The sequence below is a fragment of the Streptomyces sp. NPDC014861 genome (genome assembly GCF_043081625.1).
Taxonomy (GTDB): domain Bacteria; phylum Actinomycetota; class Actinomycetes; order Streptomycetales; family Streptomycetaceae; genus Streptomyces.
On the sequence record NZ_JBIBWV010000004.1, the window covers coordinates 354259 to 380105 of the forward strand.

22 protein-coding genes, 1 pseudogene and 1 riboswitch are annotated in these 25847 nt (G+C 72.6%); of the genes and pseudogenes, 10 read left to right on the forward strand and 13 right to left on the reverse strand.

The features are described 5' to 3' along the window. Positions 1-181: 181 nt before the first annotated feature. Positions 182-1978: an AMP-dependent synthetase/ligase gene (locus tag ACF1BN_RS11115; protein WP_392331299.1), complete on the forward strand. Its 1797-nt coding sequence runs from the start codon at positions 182-184 to the stop codon at positions 1976-1978. Between the two features lie 154 nt (positions 1979-2132). On the opposite strand, the gene ACF1BN_RS11120 is transcribed toward ACF1BN_RS11115, so the two are convergent. Beyond that, positions 2133-3275 (reverse strand): glycosyltransferase family 4 protein, encoded by a 1143-nt coding sequence (locus tag ACF1BN_RS11120; RefSeq protein ID WP_392331300.1) that lies wholly within the window; start codon positions 3273-3275, stop codon positions 2133-2135. A 97-nt stretch (positions 3276-3372) separates the two neighbouring features. Here ACF1BN_RS11120 and ACF1BN_RS11125 point away from each other — a divergent pair, with 97 nt between their 5' ends. Continuing rightward, a complete protein-coding gene (locus ACF1BN_RS11125; protein ID WP_392331301.1) occupies positions 3373-4644 on the forward strand; it encodes a glycosyltransferase 87 family protein in 1272 nt (423 codons plus the stop codon). A gap of 85 nt (positions 4645-4729) precedes the next feature. Here ACF1BN_RS11125 and ACF1BN_RS11130 read toward each other — a convergent pair whose 3' ends face one another. From ACF1BN_RS11130 to ACF1BN_RS11150, 5 genes are all read right to left on the reverse strand, one after another. Further along, a complete protein-coding gene (locus tag ACF1BN_RS11130) occupies positions 4730-5953 on the reverse strand; it encodes a hypothetical protein (RefSeq protein ID WP_392331302.1) in 1224 nt (407 codons plus the stop codon). Between the two features lie 68 nt (positions 5954-6021). Then, a complete protein-coding gene (locus ACF1BN_RS11135; protein ID WP_392331303.1) occupies positions 6022-7047 on the reverse strand; it encodes an NlpC/P60 family protein in 1026 nt (341 codons plus the stop codon). 189 nt (positions 7048-7236) lie between these two features. Then, a complete protein-coding gene (locus tag ACF1BN_RS11140; protein ID WP_392331304.1) occupies positions 7237-8292 on the reverse strand; it encodes an NlpC/P60 family protein in 1056 nt (351 codons plus the stop codon). Positions 8293-8557: 265 nt separating this feature from the next. Next, on the reverse strand, positions 8558-9922 hold the full coding sequence (locus ACF1BN_RS11145; RefSeq protein WP_392331305.1) for an NYN domain-containing protein: 1365 nt from the start codon (positions 9920-9922) through the stop codon (positions 8558-8560). Between the two features lie 34 nt (positions 9923-9956). Continuing rightward, positions 9957-10199 carry a hypothetical protein gene (locus ACF1BN_RS11150; RefSeq protein ID WP_376596783.1) on the reverse strand — a complete coding sequence of 81 codons (243 nt, stop codon included), beginning with the start codon at positions 10197-10199 and terminating at the stop codon, positions 9957-9959. A gap of 161 nt (positions 10200-10360) precedes the next feature. Here ACF1BN_RS11150 and ACF1BN_RS11155 point away from each other — a divergent pair, with 161 nt between their 5' ends. The 7 genes and pseudogenes from ACF1BN_RS11155 to ACF1BN_RS11185 form a co-directional block, all read left to right on the forward strand. Next, positions 10361-11095, forward strand: coding sequence for a rhomboid family intramembrane serine protease (locus tag ACF1BN_RS11155; protein WP_392331306.1), 735 nt, complete (start codon positions 10361-10363; stop codon positions 11093-11095). Continuing rightward, on the forward strand, positions 11092-11373 hold the full coding sequence (locus ACF1BN_RS11160; RefSeq protein ID WP_030758121.1) for an Lrp/AsnC family transcriptional regulator: 282 nt from the start codon (positions 11092-11094) through the stop codon (positions 11371-11373). The genes ACF1BN_RS11155 and ACF1BN_RS11160 overlap by 4 nt, the downstream gene beginning before the upstream one ends. Positions 11374-11464: 91 nt before the next feature. Then, complete coding sequence (locus tag ACF1BN_RS11165) at positions 11465-11779, forward strand: small hydrophilic protein (protein WP_392331307.1); 315 nt, start codon at positions 11465-11467, stop codon at positions 11777-11779. Positions 11780-11838: 59 nt separating this feature from the next. Then, positions 11839-13191 (forward strand): sensor histidine kinase, encoded by a 1353-nt coding sequence (locus tag ACF1BN_RS11170; RefSeq protein ID WP_392331461.1) that lies wholly within the window; start codon positions 11839-11841, stop codon positions 13189-13191. 27 nt (positions 13192-13218) lie between these two features. After that, positions 13219-13878 (forward strand): response regulator transcription factor, encoded by a 660-nt coding sequence (locus ACF1BN_RS11175; protein WP_392331308.1) that lies wholly within the window; start codon positions 13219-13221, stop codon positions 13876-13878. Positions 13879-14134: 256 nt separating this feature from the next. Beyond that, the gene (locus ACF1BN_RS11180) at positions 14135-15565 is read left to right on the forward strand and encodes an SLC13 family permease (RefSeq protein ID WP_392331309.1); all 1431 of its coding nucleotides are present in this window, start codon (positions 14135-14137) and stop codon (positions 15563-15565) included. Further along, positions 15520-16763 (forward strand): annotated as a pseudogene (locus ACF1BN_RS11185) (glycerate kinase); the annotation flags it as partial. The gene ACF1BN_RS11180 and the pseudogene ACF1BN_RS11185, both read left to right, overlap by 46 nt. Here the strand turns inward: ACF1BN_RS11185 and ACF1BN_RS11190 are convergent. From ACF1BN_RS11190 to ACF1BN_RS11215, 6 genes are all read right to left on the reverse strand, one after another. Beyond that, positions 16724-18130 carry an aminotransferase class V-fold PLP-dependent enzyme gene (locus ACF1BN_RS11190; protein WP_392331310.1) on the reverse strand — a complete coding sequence of 469 codons (1407 nt, stop codon included), beginning with the start codon at positions 18128-18130 and terminating at the stop codon, positions 16724-16726. The pseudogene ACF1BN_RS11185 and the gene ACF1BN_RS11190 sit on opposite strands and share 40 nt — an antisense overlap. A gap of 199 nt (positions 18131-18329) precedes the next feature. Beyond that, positions 18330-18446: riboswitch (SAM riboswitch) on the reverse strand. An 87-nt stretch (positions 18447-18533) separates the two neighbouring features. After that, on the reverse strand, positions 18534-19598 hold the full coding sequence (gene trpD / locus ACF1BN_RS11195) for an anthranilate phosphoribosyltransferase (protein ID WP_392331311.1): 1065 nt from the start codon (positions 19596-19598) through the stop codon (positions 18534-18536). 128 nt (positions 19599-19726) lie between these two features. Continuing rightward, a complete protein-coding gene (locus tag ACF1BN_RS11200) occupies positions 19727-21352 on the reverse strand; it encodes a cytochrome bc complex cytochrome b subunit (RefSeq protein ID WP_392331312.1) in 1626 nt (541 codons plus the stop codon). After that, the gene (locus ACF1BN_RS11205; RefSeq protein WP_392331313.1) at positions 21349-22401 is read right to left on the reverse strand and encodes a Rieske 2Fe-2S domain-containing protein; all 1053 of its coding nucleotides are present in this window, start codon (positions 22399-22401) and stop codon (positions 21349-21351) included. Before ACF1BN_RS11205 ends, ACF1BN_RS11200 begins: the two co-directional genes overlap by 4 nt. Then, entirely contained in the window at positions 22398-23207 is an 810-nt protein-coding gene (locus tag ACF1BN_RS11210; protein ID WP_392331314.1) for a c-type cytochrome, read from the reverse strand. Before ACF1BN_RS11210 ends, ACF1BN_RS11205 begins: the two co-directional genes overlap by 4 nt. Positions 23208-23281: 74 nt before the next feature. Further along, positions 23282-23902, reverse strand: a complete 621-nt coding sequence (locus ACF1BN_RS11215) for a heme-copper oxidase subunit III (RefSeq protein ID WP_189850239.1) — start codon at positions 23900-23902, stop codon at positions 23282-23284. A gap of 202 nt (positions 23903-24104) precedes the next feature. Between ACF1BN_RS11215 and ACF1BN_RS11220 the strand changes: the two genes are divergently transcribed. Then, positions 24105-24506 carry a hypothetical protein gene (locus ACF1BN_RS11220; RefSeq protein WP_392331315.1) on the forward strand — a complete coding sequence of 134 codons (402 nt, stop codon included), beginning with the start codon at positions 24105-24107 and terminating at the stop codon, positions 24504-24506. A gap of 81 nt (positions 24507-24587) precedes the next feature. On the opposite strand, the gene ACF1BN_RS11225 is transcribed toward ACF1BN_RS11220, so the two are convergent. After that, on the reverse strand, positions 24588-25844 hold the full coding sequence (locus ACF1BN_RS11225) for an Ig-like domain-containing protein (protein WP_392331316.1): 1257 nt from the start codon (positions 25842-25844) through the stop codon (positions 24588-24590). Positions 25845-25847 lie beyond the last annotated feature (3 nt).

Below are 25847 nucleotides of genomic sequence, written 5' to 3' on the forward strand. Positions count from 1 at the left end.
GTCACACGGGTGTGACGCACGGAACATCTCGCCGGGACCCCCTATCGGGAACCACGTACTGATGGGTAACGTCCGGGCAGTCCACAGTCGTGCTCACCCCCACGAGCACCTGCCCGATCATGGACCGCACCGGTGCGTCACACAGAGCCGTGGCACCGGAGCCCGATGAGGAGCAGCAGTCTTGCGCGAGTTCAGCCTTCCGGCCCTGTACGAGGTCCCTTCGGACGGCAACCTGACGGATCTCATCCGCCGCAACGCCTCCCAGCACCCAGACGTCGCCGTGATGGGCCGCAAGGTCGACGGCGTGTGGACGGACGTCACCGCCGAGGAGTTCCTGGCCGAGGTCCGCGGGGCCGCCAAGGGCCTGATCGCGGCCGGCGTCGGGGTGGGCGACCGGGTCGCGCTGCTCTCCCGCACCCGGTACGAGTGGGTGCTGCTGGACTTCGCGATCTGGAGCGCGGGCGCGGTGACCGTGCCGGTGTACGAGACCAGCTCGCCGGAACAGATCCAGTGGATCCTCGGCGACTCCGGCGCCTCGCTGGCCGTGGTGGAGTCCGCGGCGCACCAGGCGTCGGTGGAGTCCGTACGCGACGGGCTTCCGGCGCTGAAGGACGTGTGGCAGATCGAGGACGGCGCGGTCGAGCGGCTGACGGCCTCCGGCGCGGAGGTCTCGGACGAGACGCTGGACGCCCGGATGTCGGCGGCGAACGCGGACGACCCCGCCACCATCGTCTACACCTCGGGCACGACGGGCCGCCCCAAGGGCTGCGTGCTGACCCACCGGGCGTTCTTCGCCGAGTGCGGCAACGTGGTGGAGCGCCTGAAGCCGCTCTTCCGCACCGGCGAGTCCTCGGTGCTGCTCTTCCTCCCGGCGGCGCACGTCTTCGGCCGGCTGATCGAGGTGGCCTCGGTGATGGCCCCGATCCGGCTGGGCTGCCTCCCGGACATCAAGACCCTCACGGACGAGCTGGCCTCCTTCCGTCCGACGCTGATCCTGGGCGTGCCGCGCGTCTTCGAGAAGGTCTACAACTCGGCGCGCGCCAAGGCGCAGGCCGACGGCAAGGGCAAGATCTTCGACAAGGCCGCGCACACGGCCATCGCGTACAGCCGCGCCCTCGCGACGCCGCAGGGCCCGTCGCTCGGGCTGCGGCTCAAGCACAAGCTCTTCGACAAGCTGGTCTTCTCGAAGCTGCGGGCGGTGCTCGGCGGCCGGGGCGAGTACGCGATCTCCGGCGGCGCCCCGCTGGGCGAGCGGCTCGGCCACTTCTTCCGCGGCATCGGCTTCACCGTCCTGGAGGGCTACGGCCTGACGGAGTCGTGCGCGGCGACCGCCTTCAACCCGTGGGACCGCCCGAAGATCGGCACGGTCGGCCAGCCGCTGCCGGGCTCGGTGGTGCGGATCGCGGACGACGGCGAGGTGCTGCTGCACGGCGAGCACATCTTCACGGGGTACTGGAACAACGAGGCGGCGACGGCCGAGGCGCTGGCGGACGGCTGGTTCCACACCGGTGACATCGGCACCCTCGACGAGGACGGCTACCTCGCGATCACCGGCCGGAAGAAGGAGATCCTGGTGACGGCGGGCGGCAAGAACGTCGCCCCGGCGGTCATCGAGGACCGGATCCGCGCCCACGCCCTGGTGGCGGAGTGCATGGTGGTCGGCGACGGGCGCCCCTTCGTCGGCGCGCTCGTCACCCTCGACGAGGAGTTCCTGGGCCGCTGGGCGGCCGAGCACGGCAAGCCGGCCGGTCTGACCGCCGCCACGCTCCGCGACGACCCGGCGCTGCTCGCCGAGGTCCAGCGCGCGGTCGACGACGGCAACGCGGCGGTCTCCAAGGCGGAGTCGGTCCGCAAGTTCCGCGTCCTGGCCTCCCAGTTCACCGAGGAGGCGGGCCACATCACCCCGTCGCTGAAGCTGAAGCGGAACGTGGTGGCGAAGGACTTCGCCGACGAGATCGAGGCGATCTACAGCAAGTGAGCGGTCATGACGGAGGGGCCCGGCGCGTGCGCCGGGCCCCTCCGTCATGAGCACGTCGGCTCCGTCTCCGCCGTGAGGGCGGCGGTTCCGTCTCCACCGTGCCTCTGGCGGTTCCGTCTCCGCCGTCACCCCGGCGGCTCCTTCTCCGCCATGGCTACAGCAGTTCCCTGAGCCGTTCCGCCAGCAGGTCCCAGCGCCACTTCTCCTCGACCCAGGCACGGCCGCGCTCGCCCATGCGGGCGCGCAGCGCGGGGTCGAGGAGGAGGGTGGCGACGCGGTCGGCGGTGTCCTCGGCGGACTCGCCCCGGACGACCCAGCCGGTCTCGCCGTCGAGGACGGCGTCGGGGGCGCCGCCGGAGTCGCCGGCGACGACCGGGAGACCGGTCGCGGACGCCTCCAGGTAGACGATGCCGAGCCCCTCGACGTCGAGACCGCCGCGGCGGGTGCGGCAGGGCATGGCGAAGACGTCGCCGGCGCCGTAGTGGGCGGGCAGCTCGGACCAGGGGACGGCGCCGGTGAAGCGGACGGAGCCGGCGACACCGGTCTCCGCGGCGAGCCGGCGCAGGGCCTTCTCGTACGGGCCGCCGCCGACGATCAGCAGGACCGCGTCGGGCACCTGCCGGAGGATCCGGGGCAGGGCGCGGATCAGGGTGTCCTGCCCCTTGCGCGGGACGAGCCGGGAGACGCAGACGACGACCGGCCGGTCGGTGAGGCCGAGGCGGGCCCGGACCTCGTCGCCGCCGGAGCCGGGGTGGAAGGTCTTCTCGTCGACGCCGGGCGGCAGCTGCACCATGCGGCCCGCGGCGGCCGGGGTGAGGGCGGAGGCGATCCGGGAGCGGGTGTACTCGCCGAGGTACGTGATCGTGTCCGTGCCCTCGCCGATCCGCCGCAGCAGCTGCCGGGCGGCGGGCAGCTGGGCCCAGCCCGCCTCGTGCCCGTGGGTGGTCGCCACCAGCCGCTTCGCACCGGCCCTGCGCAGCGCGGGAGCCATCAGTCCGAGCGGCGCCGCGGCCCCGAACCAGACCGACTCACAGCCGTGCTCGCGCAGCAGCGCGGTGGCCCGGGCGGTCACACGTGGCGTAGGCAACAGCATGGTGGTGCGGTCTCGGACAACCGTGAAAGGCTGTTCCGCGTCGAACAGAGCGGTGGCCTCCGCCCCTTCGCGGCCTCGCTTCCAGGTGGAGGCGTAGACCACGAGCCGGTCGGGGTCCAGTCGCAACGCCATGTTGTGCAGGAACGCCTGGATTCCGCCGGGACGCGGCGGGAAGTCGTTCGTTACGATCAGGGTCTTGTGCATCGTGACAGACAGTACGTGATGGCACGCGATCGCACCCTACGCCCGGCACCACCCCCTTCCGCGCGAGCGGACCGACAGGACAGGAACAGGACAGGTAATGACGGGCGCAGTGGGGATCGGCCCGCGCACGGGTACGCGGCTGCGGGAGTTGCGTCTTCCGCTCGGCCTCTGGGCACTGACCAGGATCATCCTCCTGGTGTGCGTCTTCAAGATCGTGGTGGTTCCGGGGCCGGACGTCACCAGTGACGTCGAACAGATCTACCAGAGCTGGTACGAGGTCCTGAAGACCGGCACGTACCCGCAGGACGACGTCACCTGGCAGTACCCGCCGGCCGCGGCCCTCGCGATCCTCTCGCCCGCCCTGCTGCCCTTCCTGAACTACTCGGCCGCGTTCTTCGTGCTGGCCTTCCTCTGCGACGCCGCGGTCTTCGCGCTGCTCGTGTACACGGGCGGCCGGCCGGGCCGGTCGATGCGGGGCGCGTGGCTCTGGCTGGCGGCGGTGCCGCTGATGGGGCCGACCGCGTACGCCCGCTACGACATCATGGTCACCGCGGTCGCCGTGGTGGGTCTGCTCGCCGCGATCCGCAGCCCGCGGGTGCTGGGCGCGATGGCCGGTTTCGGCGCGGTGCTGAAGGTGTGGCCGGCACTGATCCTGGCGGGCACCCCGAAGGGCCGGGCGACCTGGCGCTCCTGGCCGGTGGCGGCCGGGGCGGCGGCGGGCGTGCTGGCGCTGTGCATGGCCTGGATGCCGGGCGGTCTCGCCTTCCTCTCCTTCCAGAGCGAGCGGGGCACCGAGGTCGAGTCGCTGGGCGCGATGGTCTTCCACGTGGCCCGGCACTTCGGCTGGGACGGCGAGGCGCGGATGAACTACGGCTCGATCGAGTTCCTCGGCCCGTACGTCTCCTGGGTCTCGAAGGGCGCGATGGCGCTGACCGTGGCGGCCTTCGCCTGGCTGCTGCTGTGGCGGTTCAAGGCGCGCCGCTTCACCTCGTCGACGGTGGCGGACGCGGCCTTCGTCGCGGTGCTGCTCTTCACCTCGACGAGCCGGGTGATCTCCCCCCAGTACATGATCTGGCTGGTCGGTCTCGCCGCGGTCTGCCTGGTCTACCGGTCGAGCCGGATGCGGACGCCCGCGTATCTGATCCTGTGGGCGACGGCGGTGACCCAGTTCGAGTTCCCGGTCTGGTTCTCGCACGTGACGCAGAGCGACTGGCTGGGCATCGGCGTGCTGTTCCTGCGCAACGGCCTGCTGATCGCGGCGACGCTGATGGCCTGCCGGATCCTGTGGAAGCACACGGTCACCGAGGCCGGGACGGTCATCCCCGTCCCGGAGGGCCGGCCGGAGCGCGAGAAGGTGCTCACCGGCTGAGCCCGTCCGGCGCGCCGGCCGTCCCACGGTGCGGCGCCCGGCCCCGCGGACACGGCCGGCGGGCGCGGTGGTCCTGGGGGGAGCCTCAGGCGAGCTTCGCCCGCAGGTATGCCCGCCAGGCCTCCGTGAACTCCTCCGGCGTCGTGTCCAGCACCTTCCGCAGGGCGCTCTCCACCGCCCCGTCCCGGCCCGGGTGGGCGCCCACCTCGCGGTAGAAGGCGGTCAGCCGGTCCTCGCCCCAGCGGTCGGCGACCATCGCGCAGGCCAGCCAGCCGGTCTCGTAGGCCCGGGCCAAGGCCTCGGCGTCGCCGGAGAAGGCGAAGTCCTCGTCCTCGGGGAGGGCGGTGGGCGCCTCCCCCGCCCGCACGGCCCGCCGGAGTTCGGGGGCGACCTCGGCGGGGGTCCGGTCGGTGCCCCGGTAGGCGGCCCAGTCGGCGAAGCCCTCGGAGAGCCAGACCGGGGTGGACGGCGAGGTGTGGGCGCGGGTGGCGACGTGGACGGTCTCGTGGGTGAGGATCACCTCCCGGCCGAAGGCGCCGAGCACCCCGTACGCCTCGGGGTTGAGGATCACCCGGTCCGCGGGCGACGCCGCCGTGCGCTCGGTCTCCCCGGTCGTGACGGCCGCTATCCCCCGGTACCGGGAGCCGTCCACCGCGAGCAGGCCGCCCATGTCGTCGAGGGAGGCGGGGACGAGGACCAGCACCCGGCGGGCCCACCCGGGGCCCCACACCTCGTCGACGGCGGGCACCGCGCGGTCGGCGAGGCGGGCGATCTCGGCCAGCCGGTCCCTGTCCTGGCCGACGCCGAGGACGAGCGAGCGGGCGCCGCGCACCGAGGCCACCTCGCCCTGCTCCCAGAGCCGCTCCGGCGCGCCGTCGGCCGCCCGCTCGGCCGTGACGTACCACCGTCCGTCCCGCTCGGCGAACTCCATGACCCGGCCGGCGTCGAGAGGGCCGCGGTCGAAGCCCTCGATCCGGTGCCCGCGCGCGACGCGGGCGGTGAGCCGACCCTCGCCGGTGCGGTCGACGCCGGTGACGCGGTAGCTCCAGCCGGCCAGCGGGACCTCGGCGAGCCGGCGGAACTCGGTCCGCGCGGCGGACCGGTGGGCGGGGTCGGCGGCGGCCAGCCAGGCCGGTTCGTCGCGGTCGAGGAGCGCCCGGGCGTGCCGGTCGAGCAGGGCCTGGACCTCGCGGAGGGCCGGGTCGGCGGGCCGGGCGGTGGTGGAGCAGCCGACGAGGACGGCGAGGGCGAGGATCAGAGCGAGCAGCGCTCCGCCCGGCCGTCGCCCGCCGCACCCCTGTTCCACCATCCCTCAGATGGTACGGAAGAGTGACGGACGCCCGCCTCCGGGAGCCCGCGGAAGCCGCGGGGGCGGCCTCAGAGCCGGGTCACCGTCACATGGGACATCATGTTCACGGGGTCGTAGCGGACCCGGGCGCCCGGGTAGGGGGCGTGGATGACCTGCCCGTTCCCGGCGTAGATGCCGACGTGGCTGGCGTCGCCGCGGTACGTGACGAGGTCGCCGGGCTGCGCCTGGGAGAGCGGCACCTGCCGGCCCGCGTACCGCTGCGCGGAGGAGGTGCGCGGGAGGCTGATCCCGGCCTGCCGGTACGACCAGACCATGAGCCCCGAGCAGTCGAAGCCGGTGGGGCCGGTCGCGCCCCAGACGTACGGCTTGCCGACGGCGCTGCGGGCGGCGAGCACCGCGGCGGCGCCCCGCGAGTCGGCCGGGCCGAGGTCGGCGGCGGGCGGCAGCGCCTCGCCGGGGCCCGCGGAGCGCCCGTCGGAGCGGGAGGCCCGCTCGTAGTCGGCGCGTTCGGCGGCGGTGAGGGAGGCGAGGACCCGGCGGGCCTCGGCGAGCTTCCGCTCCACGGACCGCTTGTGGCGGGCGACCTCGGCGCGGCTGCGCTCCAGCTCGCCGAGGGCGGTGCGGGCCTCGGAGCGCTCCTGGTCGAGCCGGCGGCGCTCCCGCTGGAGCTCGGTGAGGGCGGCGGTCTGCCGGGCGGTGGCCCGGTCGAGGGCGGAGGCCCGGGCGAGGTAGCTGTCCGGGTCGGAGGAGAGCAGCAGCACCAGGGCCGGATCGAGTCCGCCGGAGCGGTACTGGGCGCCGGCGAGCGCGCCGAGCGCGCCCCGCATCCGGTTGATGCGCTCCTGGCCGCGGGCGAGGCTGTCCTGGGCCTGGCCGACCTTGCGGCGCAGGGCGTCGGCCTTCTCGTCCGCCTGGTTGTACCCCTCGGCGGCGCGCTCGGCCTCCTCGTAGAGCCGGTCGACCTTGGCGCGGGTGGCCTCGGTGCCGGCGCCCGGGTCGGCGCTCGCGGGGACGGCGCCGAGGGAGGCCGCCGCGGTGGCCGCGGCGGCTGCGGTCAGGACGGTGACCCGGGCGGGTCTGCGGTGGGAGGCCACGGCTCGCGCTCTTTCCGTTCGGCTCGTTGCGGACTGGCGCCGCAGACAGTAGCCGCTCCCCCGGTCGCGTCCAACGAAGGCACCGGGCACACAAAATGACGCCCCGCCGGAGATCACGAGGTCACCGGCGGGGCGTCAGGTCAGCGCGGAGTGCGGCGAACCACCCGTTCGGGCGGCATGCCGGGCGGGTCAGCCGCCGATGCGGACGCCGAACTGGAACGTGCCCATGTAGTTCATCGACTCGTAGCGGACCGAGGCGCCCGGCTTCGGGGCGTGCAGGATCGTGTTGTTGCCCGCGTAGAGGCCGACGTGCGACAGGCCGTTGAAGAAGACCAGGTCGCCGGGCCGGAGCTGGCTGCGGCCGATCTTGGTGCCGTCGTTCTGCTGGGTGTAGGTGACCCGGGAGAGCCGGGCGCCGGCCTTGCCGTAGGCCCACTGCGTGAGGCCGGAGCAGTCGTAGGCGTACGGGCCCTCGGCGCCGGACTGGTACGGCTTGCCGACCTGGGTGGCGGCGTGGGCGAGGGCGGCGGCGCCCAGTCCGCTGGCGGCGACCTCGTTGCCGAGGTCGAGGCGCTCGTTGGAGGCGCGGCTGGCGCGCTCGGCCTTCTCGGCCTTCTCCTGCTCCTGCTGCTGGATGCGGGCGCGCTCCTCGGCGGTGAGGGTGCCGAGCAGCTTGCGCGCCTCGGCGAGCTTGCCCTGGACCTTGCGCTTCTTCTCGCCGAGCGTCTTGCGGACCTCTTCGAGGTCGGCGAGCTTGGCGGTGGCCTCGGCCCGCTGCTGGGCGAGGGTGCGCTGCTTGTCCTGGATGGTGGCGAGGACGTCGGCCTGCTGGTCGGTGACCCGGCCGATGGCGGACGCCTTCTCCAGGTAGTCGTCCGGGTTCGAGGAGAGGAAGAGCTGGAGCGCCGGGTCGATGCCGCCGGAGCGGTACTGGGCGCTGGCGACCGAACCGATCTGGTCCCGGAGGGTGTTCAGCTCCTGCTGACCACGCGCCACCCGGTCCTGGATCTGGCCGATCTCCTTCTGCAGCTTGCCGCGGCGCTCCTCGGCCAGGCTGTGCTGCTCGGTGGCCTCCTCGGCCTCGTGGTACAGGTCGTCGACCTTCGCCTTGACCTCGTCGATCTTCGGCTTGGGGGCCGCCTGGGCTCCGGTCTGGGCGGAGAACGCGACGGCGGCGGCCGCGGTCGCGGTGAGCACGGTCACACGGGTGCGGCTCGGCTGCTTGGGTCGACGGTGGGACGCCACGAAGGCGAGCTCCTTCTTCCTCAGAGCCGCCGGCCGGTCAGGGGCAGGCGGTTCCTCCACGGATCGCCCTGATGGGTGATCAACCGCGCGAAGGTTCGAGCCCCGACCCTAGTGACCAAGTTGTGATCAGTTCAAATCCCGCTGGCAAAAATCTCGCCCACCCACCACTTTATTTACCACCATCACACGGCCCGTGACCGGCACTTGACGGTGCGCCCTCCAGAAATCGGGCATAGAACCCAAGAGTTGCGAGCCGGGCGAGTTGTTACGAGAGCCGCGAAAGGCGCTTGAGGAGCAGAGCCGACGCGACCGGCCGCGCACCCGCCTTGGCGACGCCGTCCGCCACCTCGCGGTCGGTGGAGACCACGACGACCGGCCGGCCCGGCGGCTCCGCCCGCACCAGCTGGCGGATCAGCTCGTCGGCCGTCACACCGGGCTTGGAGAAGAGCACCCGCACCCCGCGCGGCGGCGCGAGGAGCACCGGCGCGGCCAGCTCGGCCCCGTCGAAGACGCAGGTGACCTCGGCGCCCGAGCGGGCCGCGAGGGCCGAGAGCCCGCCGAGCAGCCGCAGCCGCTGCTTCTCCAGCGGCATCGTCGGATAGCCGGTCTTCGTGACGTTGTAGCCGTCGACGACGAGATGGGCCTGCGGCAGCTCCAACAGCTGGTCCAGCAGGGCCGGATCGGTCTCCGACAGGGCGCGGGCGGCGATGTCCTTCGGGGACATCCGTCCCGGCTCCACCGCGTCCACGGTGTCCGCGGGGTGGATCGACGCGGGCGGCAGGGCCAGTTCGCGCCGCAGCCCCTGGGCCGCGTCGAGGACGGTGTCGAGGAGCAGCCGCAGCCGCATGTCCTCCACCGAGCGCCCCTCGCGGGCGGCCCGGCGGCTCGCCTCCAGGGCCGCCTCCACCTCGCCGAGCCGGGCCTTGAGCCGCCGCGACTCGCTCTCGGCGGCGGACACCTGGGCCGCCGCCTCGGCGCGCGCGGCCTCGATCTCGGCGTGGGTGCGGCGCAGCGCGGCCTCGCCGCGCTTCACGTCGCTCTGGGCCCCGCGCAGCTTGCGGTGAAGCGATTCGGCTTCCTTGCGGGCGGCCTCCAGGTCGTGCCGGAGCTGCTCCGTCTCTCCCCGGGTCCGCTCGCGGGCGGCGGCCAGCTCCTCGCGGAGCCGCTCGACCTCGCGCCGGCCCGCCTCGTCGGCGCGTTCGGCGTCGGCCCGCTGGACCTCCTCGCCGGCGGCGGCCACCAGCTTGGCCCAGCCCGCGGGGCGGAGCACGTACGCCGCCGCGGCCACGTCGACAGGGTCGGCGGCGGCGGGCGGGGTGCCGGTCTCGACGGCCGCGGCCAGCTCCGGCTGGGCCTGCTTGAGGCGTTCGCCGATCCGCTGCCGGAAGAGCGGGTCGCTCTCCAGGGCCGCGGCCATCGCGTTGCCCGCGAACTTGGCGCGCCGGCTGGCGGTGAAGCGGGCGTACTGGCGCAGGGGGGCGGGCAGCTCGGCGACGGTGAGGCCGCCGAAGGCGTCGGCGACCAGCGCGATCACCCGCCGCCGTACCCCCTCCGGCAGGGGGTGGTCGAGCGCCTCGGCAGCGTCACCTGCCGCGCCGGCCGGTTCGTCACCGTGCGCGGGCTGCTCCACGATCCGTCACCCCTACTGTCGTCGGCGCCGTCCGTCAGGACTCGACGCCCGGCTTGTCCACCAGTTCGATCTGGTCCACCGCGTTGCACCAGCGGCAGCGGACCGACTCGATGGTCTCACTGAGCACCTCGCGCTCCTCGACCTTGGGCTCGCCGGCCAGGTCCAGATGGACGTACTCCACGACCTTGGAGGAGCGCGTCACGTCGAAGCGGGTCAGATTGCCGCAGAGGGTGCAGCGCCAGCGGGTCTCGGCGGTCGGCAGGGGAACCGTCGTCATCGTTGCCGTCCTTCTTCCTGTCGTGGTGGAACCAGGTGCGGGAGCCGCGGTGCGCCGTCGGACTGCGGTGCTCGATCCCGTAACCCTACGGCCTCACCGGAGGCCGCCCGGCCCGGCGAGGCACTCTGTCCACTTCGTCCCTTCTGGGTCATGATCTGTCCATGATCGACTGGCGAGCCACGGCCCTGGGCGCGTACCAGGGCGTCCGTACCGGACCCGCGGTGACCTACGGGCTGATCGCCGCCTGCTGTCTCCTCTTCCTCGTCAGCCCGGTCTCCGGACTCAACCCGGCGCACGGGACCGGCGACGAGGTGCTGGCGGCGCAGAGCGCGTACTTCCGGCGGTGGGGCGTGGTGCCGGCCGAGCTGACACGGGGAGACCCGGGCGCGCTGCTCACCCCCTTCACCGCCCTCTTCGTGCACGGCGGCTGGCTCCACCTGCTCGGCAACATGCTCTTCCTGTGGGTCTTCGGGGCGATGGCCGAGGAGCGGATGGGTCACGTCGAGTTCGCCCTCTTCTATCTGGGCACCGGCTACATCGCCCTGTCGGGCTACGCGATCGCGCACGCGGACAGCGAGCAGACGCTGGTCGGGGCCTCGGGGGCGATCTCCGCGGTGCTCGGGGCCTTCCTCTTCCTCTTCCCCCGCTCCCGGGTGACCAGCCTCTTCCCCTTCCTCTTCTTCCTGCCGCTGCGCTTCCCGGCCTGGGCGGTGCTCGTCTTCTGGTTCACGCTCCAGTGGCTGGCCGCGCGCGCGGCGGGCGCGGGCCCGGGGGTCGCCTATCTGGCCCACGTGGTGGGCTTCGCGGCCGGCTTCCTCTACGCCTGGGTGCGGTTCCGGGGTGGGGATAGAGTGAAAACCCCAGCAGCGGCGACCGAGGGAGACAGCCAGCCGTGATCACCGCGATCGTCCTCATCAAGACCAGCGTGGACCGCATCCCCGAGATCGCGGAGTCGATCGCCGCGCTCGACAACGTCAGCGAGGTCTTCTCGGTGACCGGTACGTACGACCTCATCGCGATGGTCCGGGTGCCGCGTCACGACGACCTGGCCGAGGTCATCCCCGGCCGGATCAGCAAGATCCCGGGCGTCGAGGGCACCGACACGCACGTCGCCTTCCGCACCTACTCGCAGCACGACCTGGAAGCGGCCTTCGCCATCGGCCTGGAGTCCTGATCCTGGACCCCGTGCCGCCGTGACGCCCGGATGAAGGAATCCTCATCCGGGCTTCATCCTGGGGCGCGCCTTCCCGCCCCACCCTGGCGCCATGTCCTTCACCCACCGCATGGCCGGACTCGTCGCCGTGGTCGCCGTCCCGCTCGGCATCGCCGCGACCAGCTACGCGCTGACCGACGAACCGGCGGCGCCGCGGGTCCCGCCCGCCGTGCACCTCTCCACCACCCCGCCCCCCACCGGGTCCGCCACGCCGTCCCCCACCGGCACCGCGCCGACGGCCCCCACCTCCCCGTCTACGCCGTCGACGCCGCCGGCCTCGTCGGCCGGCTCGACGCCGCCGCCCTCCGACTCCGTCGTGCCCGGCCCCTCCACCACGGGCGACGACGACGATGACGATCACGAGTGAAGCGCACCGAACACCGCCTCTCCGCCCGCGTCCGCATCCTGCTGTGGCTGCTGCTCGTCATGGCGGTCGCGCTGGCCGCGGTCGCCGTGGTCACCCGCACCCTGCTGCTGCGGGACGCCGACCACCGCATCAACCAGCTGCTCACCCAGGAGACCGGGGAGTTCGCCACCTTCGTGACCCAGGGCGTCGACCCGGCGACCGGCCGGAGCTTCACCGACCCCGAGGCGCTGCTGCGGGTCTTCCTCCAGCGCCAGTACTCCGACCCGGACGAGGAACTCCTCGGGCTGGTCGGCACCGGCGGCCCCGGCCCGAGGGTCGTCCGGCAGTCCCGTGACATACCGAGCGCCCTCCCGCTCCACCTCGACCGGCCCGCCCTCGACGCCATCGCCGCCGCCCCCGAGCCCTCGGGCCGGATCGAACGCGAGCAGGGCGAGGTGCGGTGGGCGAAGGTGCCGATCGAGACCGGCGGGCCGCCGTCCGCCTTCGTCGTCGCCTTCCACGCCGACCGTCAGCAGGCCATCGCCGACGAGGCGTTCCGCATCCTGCTCGCCATCTCCGGGGTGGCGCTGCTGCTGACCACCGGCATCGGCTGGGTGGTCGCGGGCCGGATCCTCGCTCCCGTACGGGTGGTGCGGACGACCGCCGCCGAGCTGACCGAGCGGGATCTCACCCAGCGGATCCCGGTGCAGGGCAAGGACGACATCGCCGCGCTCGCCGAGACCTTCAACGCGATGCTCGACCGGCTGGAACAGGCCTTCGCGGGCCAGCGGCAGTTCGTGGACGACGCCGGGCACGAGCTGCGGACCCCGATCACCATCGTCCGCGGGCACCTGGAGCTGATGGGCGACGATCCGGCCGAGCGGGCCGAGACCGTCCGCCTCGTCACCGACGAGCTGGACCGGATGAGCCGGATCGTGGAGGACCTGCTGCTGCTCGCCAAGGCCGAGCGGCCCGACTTCGTGCGGACCGAGCCGGTGCAGCTGGCCGAGCTGACCGCCGACGTCTTCGTGAAGGCCCGGGCGCTGGGCGAGCGCGACTGGGTGCTCGACGGGGTGGCCGACCGGGAGGCGTCGCTCGACGCCCAGCGGATCACCCAGGCGATGGTGCAGCTGGCGCAGAACGCGGTCCAGCACACCGTGCCGGGCGCGCGGATCGCGATCGGCTCGCGGACCGGCGCCGGGCGGATCGAGCTGTACGTCGCGGACCGGGGCCCGGGGGTGCAGGAGGCGGACGCCTCCGTGATCTTCGAGCGGTTCCGGCGGGGCACCGCCCGGCGCGGGGCCCGCACCAGCGGCGCCGGGCTCGGGCTCGCGATCGTCCGGGCGATCGCCGAGGGGCACCGGGGCGGCTCCGTCGAACTGCGCCCGACCGAAGGCGGCGGCGCCACCTTCGTACTTGTCTTCGAGGAGTGAGTCCTCGGTGCTGTCAGAGGAGACACCATGAACCGCGTCCTGATCGCCGAGGACGAGGAGCGCATCGCCTCCTTCGTGGAGAAGGGCCTCCGCGCCAACGGCTTCACCACCTCCGTCGCCGCCGACGGCGACACCGCGCTCGCCTGGGCGCTCACCGGAGGCTTCGACCTGATGGTGCTGGACATCGGACTGCCCGGACGGGACGGCTTCACCGTCCTGCGGGAGCTGCGCGAGGCCCGGGTGACCCTGCCCGTCCTCGTCCTGACCGCCCGCGACTCGGTCCGGGACACCGTGGCCGGCCTGGAGGGCGGCGCCGACGACTGGATGACCAAGCCCTTCCGCTTCGAGGAACTGCTCGCCCGGATCCGGCTGCGGCTGCGCACCGCCGCCCGCGCCCCCGAGGTGACCGTGCTCCGCAGCGGCGACCTCAGCCTCGACCTGCGCACCCGGCGGGCCCGCTCCGGAGACCGGACGGTGGACCTGACCGCCCGTGAGTTCGTGCTCCTGGAGCTCTTCCTGCGCCACCCCGGGCAGGTGCTCTCCCGGGAGCAGATCCTCTCCCACGTATGGGGGTACGACTTCGACCCCGGCTCCAACATCGTGGACGTCTACGTCCGGGCGCTGCGGAAGAAGCTGGGCGCGCAGCGGCTCGAGACGGTCCGGGGCATGGGGTACCGCATGCCGTGACGATCCGGCCGGGGGCGCGTGACGGGAGCCGGCCGGAGGGCGTGGCGAACCCGGCCGGAGGGCGTGGCGAACCCGGCCGGGGTGTGACGGGTGCTCGGCGGGGTACGGCAGGATGCTCGGCGGGGTACGGCAGGATGCTCGGCGGTGTACGGCAGGATGCTCGGCGGGGTGTACGGCAGGGTGCTCGGCGGGTGCATGAACCTTCCTTCATGGAGGGCTCATCGACGGCTCACCGGCCGCCCCGAGGGTGGTTCACGTGAACCTCTCCCTCCAACAGACGGTGTGGCTCTGCCTCGCGCTCAGCGCCTGCGCGGTGCTCGCCGTCCCCGGCACCGCCCCCGGTCTGGGCGGCGAGGCGCGGCTGACCCTGGCCGTCTTCGCCCTCGCGACCTGCGCCTGGATCGCCGCCCCGGTCGACGACACCTATGTCGCGCTGGGCGCCGGACTCGCCCTCACCGTCACCGGGGTGCTCAGCGCCGACGCCCTCTTCGCCACCCTCGGCGACGCCACCGTCTGGCTGCTGATCTGCGCCTTCGTCCTCGCCGCCGCGGTGACCCGGACCGGGCTCGCGGGCCGCGCGGCCGCCTTCCTCGTCACCGGGGCCCGGTCCGTACGCCAGCTGGTCCACCTCACCACCGCCGCGCTGGTCGTCACCGCCTTCGCCGTCCCGGCCACCTCGGGGCGGGCCGCGCTGGCCCTGCCGGTCTTCCTCGCCCTCGCCCGCTCCCTCGCCGAGCGGCGCCGGCTCGTGGTGATGCTGGCCCTGCTCTTCCCCACCGTCATCCTGCTGTCGGCCGTCGCCACCCTGATCGGAGCCGGCGCCCACCTCATCACAGTCGGGGTGCTCCTGGAACAGACCGGCGAGTCCATCGGCTTCGCCCGCTGGCTGGTCCTCGGCCTGCCGCTCGCGGTGGTCTCCTCCCATCTCGCGGCGGAGGCGGTGCTGCTCACCACCACCCGGCGCGAGGACCGGCGCGGTCCCGTACGGATCACCCTCGGCGCGCTCCAGGAGCACTCCGCCACCCCGGTGTCGGGCCCGCTCTCCCCGCCCGAGCAGCGCTGCCTCCTGCTGCTCTGCACGGTCGTGGTGCTCTGGTGCGCCGAGCCGCTGCACGGGGTCTCCCCCGCCGTCGTCGCGCTGATCGGCGCGGTGGTGGCCTCCTCCCCCGCGCTCGGCACCGTCCGGATGAAGGACGGGCTGCGATCGGTGCCCTGGCCGATGCTGCTCTTCATGGCGGCGACCACCGCGATGGGCGTCGCCCTGGTCGACTCCGGCGCGGCCGGCTGGCTGGTCGGCGGGTTGCCGGGCGGGGTGCCCCCGTGGGCCTTCCTCGCCGTGGTCGTCGCCGTGAGCACCGCCGCCCATCTGGTGCTCCAGTCCCGCTCGGCCCGCTCCTCCGTCCTGGTGCCGCTGGTCGTGGCCGCGGCGGTCGGCGCGGGGGTCGATCCGGTGGCCGCGGCGCTCGCCTCCACGGCCGCGGCCGGCTTCTGCCACACGCTGCCGGCCTCCGCGAAGCCGGTCGCCCTCTTCGCCGAACCACCGGACGGCGTCCCCACCTTCGCCCCCCGCGACCTGCTGCGGCTCTCCGCCGTGCTCGCCCCGCTCAACGCCGCCCTGGTGCTGCTCTTCGCCCTCTTCGTCTGGCCGCTGCTCGGCGTGCCCGTCCTTCTGGAGTCCCAGCCGTGAGCCTTCACATCGCCGTCGCCCCCAGCGGTTTCAAGGAGTCCCTGTCCGCCCCCGAGGCCGCCGAAGCCATCGCCGAGGGGTTGCGCCGGGTCCGCCCGGACGCCGTCGTCGACCTGATCCCGCTGGTCGACGGCGGCGAGGGCACCGCCCGGGCGCTGGCGGCCGCGACCGGGGGCAGGCTGCTGCCCCGGATCGCGACCGGACCCGTCGGCTCCCCGGTCCGCACCCACTTCGCGCTCCTCGACCACTCCTCCGCGGTGGTCGAGATGGCGGCCGTCGCGGGCCTCTCCCTGGTGCCGGCCGACCGCCGCGACCCGGGGTCCACCACGACGTACGGGGTGGGCGAACTGGTCCGGGCGGCGCTGGACACCGGGGCCCGCCGCGTCCTCGTCGGCTGCGGCGACTCCGGCACCTCGGACGGCGGGGCGGGAGCGCTCCAGGCCCTCGGCGTCCGGCTCCTGGACGCCGAGGGAGCCGAACTCCCCTTCGGGGGTGCCGCGTTGAACCGCCTGGACCGGATCGACCCGACCGGGCTCGATCCGAGGCTCGCCGGCACCGAGCTGCTCGTGGCCTGCAATCCGTACAACGTGCTCCGCGGCGAGCGGGGCGTGGCCCGGGTCTTCGGCCCGCAGAAGGGCGCGGGCCCGGAGCGGGTCGAGGAGCTGGCGGCGGCCCTGGACCGCTGGGCCGCCCTGCTCGTACGGGACCTGGGCGCGCCCGCCGGGCTCGGTACGGCCCCGGGGTCGGGCGCCTCGGGCGGGCTCGGCGCCGGACTCGCCGCGCTCGGCGCCCGGCTGCTCCCCCGCTTCGAGGTGCTGCTCGACCACGTCGACCTGGACGCCCGGCTGGCCCGCGCCGATCTGGTGATCACCGCGGAGGGCGCGCTGGACGGGCAGACCGTGCGGGGCAAGGTCCCGGCGGAGGTGGCGCGCCGGGCCAAGGCCCACGGGGTGCCGGTCCTGGCGCTGGCCGGGACGCTCGGACAGGGCGCCCACGAGGTGCGGGCGGTCGGGGTCGACGCCTACGGCTCGATCCTGCCCGCGCCGATGGCGCTGCCCGAAGCCCTCGACCGGGGCGCCGAGTTCCTCGCCGACGCGGCCGAGCGGGCCCTGCGGATGGTGCTGGTCGGCACCCGGCTCGCGGCCTGACCGCCGCAGCTCAGCCGCGGTCGGGCACGCAGCGGCCGTCCTCGGTGCGGTACTTCCACTGGGCGCCGTCGCGGACGAGCTCCTTCACGGCGCCGACGAACCGCTCGACGTGCTCGTCCGGGGTGCCGGCGCCGAAGCTGACGCGGATGGCGTTCAGCGACCTCTCGCCGGGGGCGGCCGGCTCCGGGGCGCCGCACTCGCCCGGGTCCTGGGCGTCGGAACCGAGCAGGGTGCGGACGAGCGGGTGGGCGCAGAAGAGGCCGTCGCGGACGCCGATGCCGTACTCGGCGGAGAGGGCGGCGGCGAAGTGGGAGCTGTTCCAGCCGTCGACGACGAAGGAGATGACGCCGACCCGGGGCGCGTCGTCGCCGAAGAGCGAGAGGACGCGGACCTCGGGCACCTCGGCGAGCCCGGCGCGGACGGTGTCGATGAGGTGCCGCTCGCGGGCGACGAGGGTGTCGAAGCCCGCCTCGGTCAGCGCCTTGCAGGCGGAGGCGATGGAGTAGACGCCGATGACGTTCGGGGAGCCGGCCTCGTGGCGGGCCGCGGTGGTGTGCCACTCGACGTCCACGCCGCCGTCGGCCCGGCGGGCCACGGTGCGGGAGGCGCCGCCGCCGGCCAGGTACGGCTCGGCGGCCCGGAGCCAGTCGGCGCGGCCGGCGAGGACGCCGGAGCCGAAGGGCGCGTAGAGCTTGTGCCCGGAGAAGGCGACCCAGTCCACGTCCAGTTCACGCACGGAGACCGGGTGGTGCGGGGCGAGCTGGGCGGCGTCGAGGACGATCCGGGCGCCGTGCGCGTGGGCGGCGGCGGCCAGTTCGCGGACCGGCCACAGCTCGCCGGTGACGTTCGACGCGCCGGTGACGCACACCAGCGCCGGGCCGTGCGGGTCGCGGTCGGCGAGGGCGCGCTCCAGGGTCTCGACGGCCTGCGCGGGGGTGCGGGGGGCGTTGAGGTAGGTGACCTGCGCGTCGCGCCAGGGCAGCAGGGAGGCGTGGTGCTCGGTCTCGAAGACGAAGACCTGGCAGTCGGCGGGGACCACCTGGGCGAGGAGGTTGAGCGAGTCGGTGGTGGAGCGGGTGAAGACGACCTGGTCGTCCTCCCGGCAGTCGAGGAACTCGGCGACGGTGACGCGGCTCTGCTCGAAGAGGTCGGTGGAGAGCTGGGAGAGGTACCCGGCGCCGCGGTGGACGCTGCCGTAGTACGGGGCGTAGGCGGCGACGTCGTCCCAGACCCGCTGGAGGGCGGGGGCGCTGGCGGCGTAGTCGAGGGCCGCGTAGGTCACCTCGCCACCGGTGACGAGCGGGACGGTGACGTCGCGGCCGAGGACGGCCAGCGGGCCGGTGCAGCAGGCGTCGGCGGAGTCGGCGGCGGTGACGGCGGAGGGGGCGGTGACGGCGGCGTTCGGGCGTGCGGACATGGCGGAGTCTCCCGGGAGGGCGGGGCGAGTGGCGTGAAAGCCCGCAGGACGGCACGAGGGGCCGGTCGCGTACGGGTGGTGCCTCGACATGCGACGAGAAAGGTGCCGCACGGAGGGGAAGAGGGGCCGAAGGCCCTATCGCATTCGCTTGCTCACGAGACCGCTCCCTCGAGGACCAGGACCCCAGGGATGGCGCAGGGGTCCGCGCTTGCCGAGGACCTTGCTGTCCACGGCCTGGTCTTCACCCGGGGCACCCCGCCACGGACGGAGGGTTGCCGGACAGCCAGCCGGGGCTTGAGGGCTGTCACTCATGACCTGTTGCCGAACGTATGCCACCGCTCGCGGTCCGCGCAACCCCGTCCGTATTCCGGGACGGGTGTCTCGCGGACCGCGCGGCGGTCCTTCAGGCGTTGCTGGCGGTGATCCAGCGGTCGAGGGCCGCGCGGGCGGCGCCGGAGTCGACGGACTCGGCGGCCCGTGCCATGCCGGCGCGCAGCTGCTCCGCGAGGGTGCCCTCGCCGGGCTCCAGCGCGGTGAGCGCCGCCGCCGCGTTGAGCAGCACCGCGTCGCGTACCGGCCCGGTCTCGCCGGCGAGGACGCGGCGGGCGACGTCGGCGTTGTACGAGGCGTCGGCGCCGCGCAGGGCCTCCAGGGGCGCGTAGTCGAGGCCGACGTCCTTCGGGTCGAAGACCTCCTCGCGCACCGCGCCGTCCCGGACCACCCAGACCCGGGAGGTGCCGGTGATGGTCAGCTCGTCGAGGCCGTCGTCGCCGCGGAAGACCAGCGCCGAGTTGCCGCGCTCGGCGAAGACCCCGGCGACGATCGGCGCCATCCGGGGGTCGGCGACGCCGACGGCCTGGGCCTTCACCCGGGCCGGGTTGGTGAGCGGGCCGAGCACGTTGAAGGTGGTGCGGATGCCGAGCTGGCCGCGGGCGGCGGCGACGTGCCGCAGCGAGGGGTGGAACCTCACGGCGAAGCAGATGGTGATGCCGGCCTCCTCGGCGACCTCGGCCACCCGCTGCGGGGTGAGGCCGAGGTTGATGCCGAGCTTCTCCAGGACGTCGGAGGAGCCGGAGGCGGAGGACGCGGCGCGGTTGCCGTGCTTGACGACCCGGGTGCCGGTGCCGGCGACGACGATCGAGGCCATCGTGGAGATGTTGACGGTCTTGGCGCCGTCGCCGCCGGTGCCGACGATGTCGACGGCCGGTCCGGCCACCTCGATCGTGTTGGCGTGGGCGTACATCGTCCGGACGAGTCCGCTGATCTCCTCGACGGTCTCGCCCTTGGCCCGGAGCGCCACCATGAAGCCGGCGATCTGGGCGTCGGTCGCCTCACCGCTCATGATGAGGTCCATCGCCCAGGCGGTGTCGTCGGCGGAGAGGTCCTTCCCCTCCAGGAGGCCGTTCAGGAGGACGGGCCAGGAGCGGCCCGCCGTGGTCGGTCCTCCAGCGGGGGTCACAGCGCTCATGGCAGCTCCTGATGATCGTGCGTCGGATACGGGGTCCAGCCTATCGATCCGCGGGTACGGCAAAGAGCCCCGTCCATCGAATGGACGGGGCTCTCGCCGTGGCGACCTGCTCAGGAGGTCAGGAGGTCTCAGTGGTGGCCGTGGCCGCTCTGGATCTCCTTGTACTCGTCGAGGGTGGGCTTGGCGACCTGGTTGTCGTCGCCGTAGTAGCCCTTGTTGAGCTTGACCCGGAGCTTCTCGACCGCGCCGACCTTCCGCTCCACGCCGTTCTCGTCGACGGCCGGCGGCAGCTCGGCGGGCTGGTACTGCTCGTGCGCGGTGAGCTTGTACAGCTCGCCCTGGCTGAGCGGCTCGTGGATCTCGACGAACTCACCGTGCGGCAGGCGCTTGATGATGCCGGACTCGCGCCCGTGCAGCACCTTGTCCTTGTCGCGGCGCTGGAGGCCGAGGCAGATCCGCTTGGTGATGACGAACGCGATGACCGGGCCGGCGAAGAAGAAGATCCGCACGAACCAGGTGATCGAGTTGATCGACAGGTGGAAGTGGGTCGCCCAGAGGTCGTTTCCACCACCCACGAGCATGATCATGTACGCGGTGATCCAGGCGACACCGAAGGCGGTGCGCGTCGGAGCGTTGCGCGGGCGCTGCGCGATGTGGTGCTCGCGCTTGTCGCCGGTGATCCAGGACTCGATGAACGGGTAGACCGCGATCGCCGCGAGGACCAGCGGGAAGATCACCAGCGGGATGAACACGCCCAGGACGAGCGTGTGGCCCCAGAGGTTGATCTCCCAGCCCGGCATGACACGGATCAGACCCTCGGCGAAGCCCATGTACCAGTCGGGCTGGGCGCCGGTGGACACCTGGTCCGGCCGGTACGGGCCGAGGGCCCAGATCGGGTTGATCGAGGCGACCGCCGCGATGACCGTGATCACACCGAAGACCAGGAAGAAGAAGCCTCCGGCCTTCGCCATGTACACGGGGAGCAGCGGCATGCCGACGACGTTCTTGTTCGTCCGGCCGGGGCCCTCGAAGTGCGTGTGCTTGTGGACGAACACCAGGATCAGGTGCGCGACCACCAGGCCCAGCATGATGCCGGGGAGCAGCAGCACGTGCGCCGAGTAGAACCGGGCCACGAAGTCGCCGCCGGGGAACTCGCCGCCGAAGAGGAACATCGACAGGTAGGTGCCGACGATCGGCACCGACAGGATCGCGCCCTGCATGAAGCGGACACCGGTGCCGGAGAGCAGGTCGTCCGGGAGCGAGTAGCCGGTGAAGCCGGTGAACATGCCCAGGAAGAACAGCAGGAAGCCGAACAGCCAGTTGATCTCACGCGGCTTGCGGAAGGCGCCCGTGAAGAAGACGCGCATCATGTGCACGAACATGCCGGCGAGGAAGATCAGCGCCGCCCAGTGGTGGATCTGCCGGATGAGCAGGCCACCGCGCACCTCGAAGGAGATGTGCATGGTCGAGTTGAACGCCTCGGACATCAGCTGTCCCTGGAGCGGGACGTACGGTCCGGCGTACTCCACCTCGTTCATCGACGGGTGGAAGAACAGCGTCAGGTAGACGCCCGTCAGGATGATGATGAGGAAGCTGTAGAGGCAGATCTCGCCCAGCATGAAGGACCAGTGGTCCGGGAAGATCTTCCGCATGTTGGCCTTGGCCAGCGTGTAGATCCCCAGGCGACCGTCGGCCCAGTCGGCGATCCGCTCACCGGCGGGCGCCTTCTTCTCCGTGTTGGTCACAGTGCTCATCCGCGCTCCCAGAAAGAGGGACCGACGGGCTCGTCGAAGTCGCCGTGCGCTTCGAGGAAGCCCTCGTCGTTCACGCCGATCCGCAGCTGCGGGAGGGCGTGACCGGCCGGGCCGAAGATGACTCGGGCGCCGTCGGACAGGTCGAAGGTGGACTGGTGGCACGGGCAGAGCACGTGGTGGGTCTGCTGCTCGTACAGCGAGATCGGGCAGCCGACGTGGGTGCAGATCTTCGAGAAGGCGACGATGCCGTCGTGCGACCACTCGAGCTCGCGCTTGTCCTTGATGTCCTCCGGCTGGATCCGGACGATCATCAGGGCGGCCTTGGCGATCTCGACCTGGAAGTGGTGGTCGTGCTCCGAGAGGCCCTCGGGCATCGCGAAGGTCAGCGAGCCGACGGCCACGTCCTCGGGACGCAGCGGCTCGTGCGTGTTCATGTTGATGAGCAGCTTGCCCTTGGCCCACAGCGTGGTCCGGAGCTTCTTCTCGGGCAGCGGGCCCATGTCACGCAGCAGCACGACGCCGGAGAGCGGCACCAGGGCCAGCGCGCCGAACATGGTGTTGCGGATGAGCTTGCGGCGGCCGAAGCCGGACTCGGCGGCGCCGGCCGCGAAGTCCGCCATGACCTTCGCCTTGACCTCGGGGGTCGCCGCCATCGGGTGGCGCTCGTCCGCGATCTCGACGTCGGACATCAGGGTGCGGGCCCAGTGGACCGCGCCCGCGCCGATGAAGAAGAGGGCGAGACCGAGCGTCCAGCCGAGCGCGAAGTTGAGCGCGGACACGTGGCCGAAGGGCCAGATGTACACGTTCTTGTCGACCGGGAAGATCACGTACGAGGCGATGAAGCCGACGGTGGCCAGCATCGACAGCACGAACATGAAGGCGACCGCGCGCTCGGACCGACGGGCGGCCCGCTCGTCGATGTCCTGGATGCGCGGCTTGTGGGGCGGAAGGCCCGGGTCGACGAACGGGTTGTCCGCGACCTTCACCGCGCCGTGCGCGGTGTCCTGCCCTGCCGGCAGGTTCTCTTCTGGAATCTCTTGGCTACTCATGACTTCTTGGCCTTAGCGGTGTGGGCCGCGACCCAGATGGCAACTGCGATCAGCCCGCCCAGACCGAAGACCCAGGCGAACAGGCCCTCGGAGACGGGGCCGAGGCCACCGAGCGAGAGGCCGCCCGGGCTGACGGTCTTCTCGCCGTTGACGGCCTGGACGTACGCGATGATGTCCTTCTTCTCCTTCTCCGGCATGGTCGTGTCCGGGAAGGAAGGCATGTTCTGCGGGCCGGTCTGCATGGCCTCGTAGAGATGCTTCGGGCTGACGCCCTCGAGGGTCGGGGCGTACTTGCCGTGGGTCAGGGCGCCGCCCTCACCGGTGAAGTTGTGGCACTGCGCGCAGTTGGTGCGGAACAGTTCGCCACCCTTGGCGACGTCGGCACCCGCCGGGTCGTACTGGCCTTCCTTCGGCGTGATCGGGCCGGCTCCGAGGGAGGCCACGTACGCCGCGAGCTGGTCGATCTCGGCCTGCGTGTAGATGACCTTCTTCTTCGGGACCTGGGCGCCCGGCTGCTGCGCCGGCATGCGGCCGGTGCCGACCTGGAAGTCCACGGAGGCGGAGCCCACGCCGACGAGGGACGGGCCGTCAGTGGTGCCCTGACCGCCGGTTCCGTGGCAGCTGGCGCAGCCGACGGAGTAGAGCTTCTTGCCCTCCTCGATGGCGAGGGACTGGGCGGTTTCATCGGCCTTCGCCGTGCCCGCGGGCGCGAACGCGGCGTACAGCCCCCCCGTGGCCGCCAGCGCGAGAAGTAGGACGACGACCGCCGCCAGCGGATGGCGTCGTCGTGCGGAGAGCTTTTTCACGGATTACCCCGGTGTCAGGATCTTCTGCGTCGATGCTTGCTGGATGTCGGTCCGCCGCGACGGGCGGTGGCCGACTACTTGATCATGTAGATCGTGGCGAAGAGGCCGATCCAGACGACATCGACGAAGTGCCAGTAGTAGGACACGACGATGGCGGCGGTTGCCTGCTCGTGAGTGAACCTCTTGGCGGCGTACGTCCGGCCGAGGACCAGCAGGAAGGCGATGAGACCGCCCGTCACGTGCAGGCCGTGGAAGCCGGTGGTCAGGTAGAACACCGTGCCGTACGGGTCGGACGAGAGCGAGAGGCCCTCGTGCTTGACCAGCTCGGTGTACTCCAGGACCTGGCCGCCGACGAAGATCGCACCCATCACGAACGTGATGATGAACCACGTCCGGAGCTTCTTCACGTCACCGCGCTCGGCGGCGAAGACGCCGAGCTGGCAGGTGAGGGAGGAGAGCACCAGGATCGTGGTGTTGGTCGCCGAGAACGGGAAGTTCAAGGCGTCTGCCTTTTCCGTCCAGAACTCGGGACCGGTCACCGATCGCAGGGTGAAGTACATCGCGAAGAGGGCCGCGAAGAACATCAGCTCGGAACTCAGCCAGATGATGGTTCCGACGCTGGTGAGGTTCGGTCGATTGACCGACGGGTGCGCGTGCCCGGTATCTACTGTCGTTACTGTCGCCACGACCGACATTATGTCGGTCGCTTATCCCGCCCTCACTCCGGGGGGTGCCGTTCGGAGTGTCAGGGGGGTGTGTCCAGCCCGAACGGCCCATCGCGCGGGCCTCGCGACACCCTTCGAACAGGTGTTGAACGGGTGTTGACGGGCTGTGGAGCGGAGTAGCATCCCGCGCACCGGTCGAGGACGACCGGCCCGCCTTCCGGACGGAGGAACGATGCAGTCGAGTGCCACGGTCCTGGTCTACAGCGACGACGCGAACACCCGGGAGCAGGTCCGGCTCGCCGCCGGGCGGCGGCCCGCCGCGGACGTGCCCCCGGTGCGGTTCGTGGAGTGCGCGACGCTCCCGGCCGTGCTGAAGCGGCTCGACGAGGGCGGGATCGACGTCTGCGTGCTGGACGGCGAGGCCGTCCCTGCGGGCGGCATGGGCGTCTGCCGGCAGATCAAGGACGAGGTCTTCCGCTGCCCGCCGGTGCTGCTGCTGATCGGCCGCCCGCAGGACGCCTGGCTGGCCACCTGGAGCCGCGCGGACGCCGCGGTCACCCTTCCGGTGGAACCGGTCGAGTTCGCGGCGTCCCTGGCCGCCCTGCTCCGCTCGCGCCTCTCGATCGCCTCCTGAGGGTGCTCCGGCCCGCCTCCGGCCGGAGGCGGGCCGGGGAGCGGGCCGCCCGGCCGGGGCGCCGGGAGACGGGCCGGGCCCTCAGAAGGTCGGCCGGAGGCGGGCCTTCGTGACCTCGGTGGCCGAGGGGTCGCCCTTCTCGGCCACCAGGGCGCTGCCCCGGCGCCACTTGTCCCAGTCCAGGTTCCAGTCGCCGAAGCCGTTGCCGAAGGTGTCCATCAGTTCGCCGTAGCTGTTGACGGTCCTGACGATGTCGCCGGGGCGGACGGTCTCGTAGAACCAGGCGGCGTTGCCGGTGGACATGCCCACGCAGCCGTGGCTGACGTTGGCGACGCCGTGGGAGCCGACGGACCAGGGGGCGGCGTGCACGTACTCGCCGCTCCAGGTCACCCGGGTGGCGTAGTACACCGGCAGGTCGTACGACTCCGAGCTGCCCTCGGCGATGCCGATGCTGGTGCCGCGCATCCGGACGTAGTACTCCTTGCCGAGCACCACTTTGATCCCGTTACGGGTGGAGAAGCCCGGTTTCCCGGTGGTCACCGGAATGGTGTTGATCACTTCTCCGTTGCGCCGGACCGTCATGTAGTGGGTCGAGGCGTCCGCGACGGCCTCGACGCGGTCGCCGATCTTCAGCCGCAGCGGGGTGGACGGGCCGCCGTAGAGCTTGTCGCCGACCCGGAGGCCGTCGAGGTTGGCGGTGGCGGAGACGAGCGCGCCGGCCGGCCAGTACTCCTTGGGCCGGAAGTGCAGCTTCTTGTCGTCCACCCAGTACCAGGAGCCCTCGACGGCGGGCGTGGAGCGGACCTTGAGGGCCCGTTCGACGACGGCGCGCGCCGCCCGGTCCTTCACGGGGAGGCTGAGGTCGGCGGTGATCGGCTGCCCGACGCCGTAGGTGCCCGCCTCCGGCCCGAAGGTGACGGTCAGGGCCCTTTTGGTCGGAGCCGTCTCGAACGTGTACGTACGGGCCCCAGGGGCCCCGTCCTCGTCCTCCGTGGCCACTCTGACGGTGTAACGGGTGCCGGCGGCCAGCGAGCCCGTGGAGCGCCAGGTACGCCCGTCCGCGGTGAGCTCGCCCGCGAGGTGACGGCCGGCCGCGTCGGTCGCGGTGACGTCGGTGAGGCGTCCCTCGTCGCCCTTGGCGGTGATCTCCAGGGGCTTCTCGGGGTCGAGCCGGGTCCCGTCCGCCGCCGCGAAGGCGATCTGGTCGGCCGCGTCGTACGGGGTCGCCGACAGCGGGTGCCCGTCCGGACCGCCCACGCACGCCGCCGCGCCCGCGGTGACGGTGAGGGCCAGGAGGGTGCAGCTCAGAACAGTCCGAATGCGCGGCGTGTCGTTCATGAC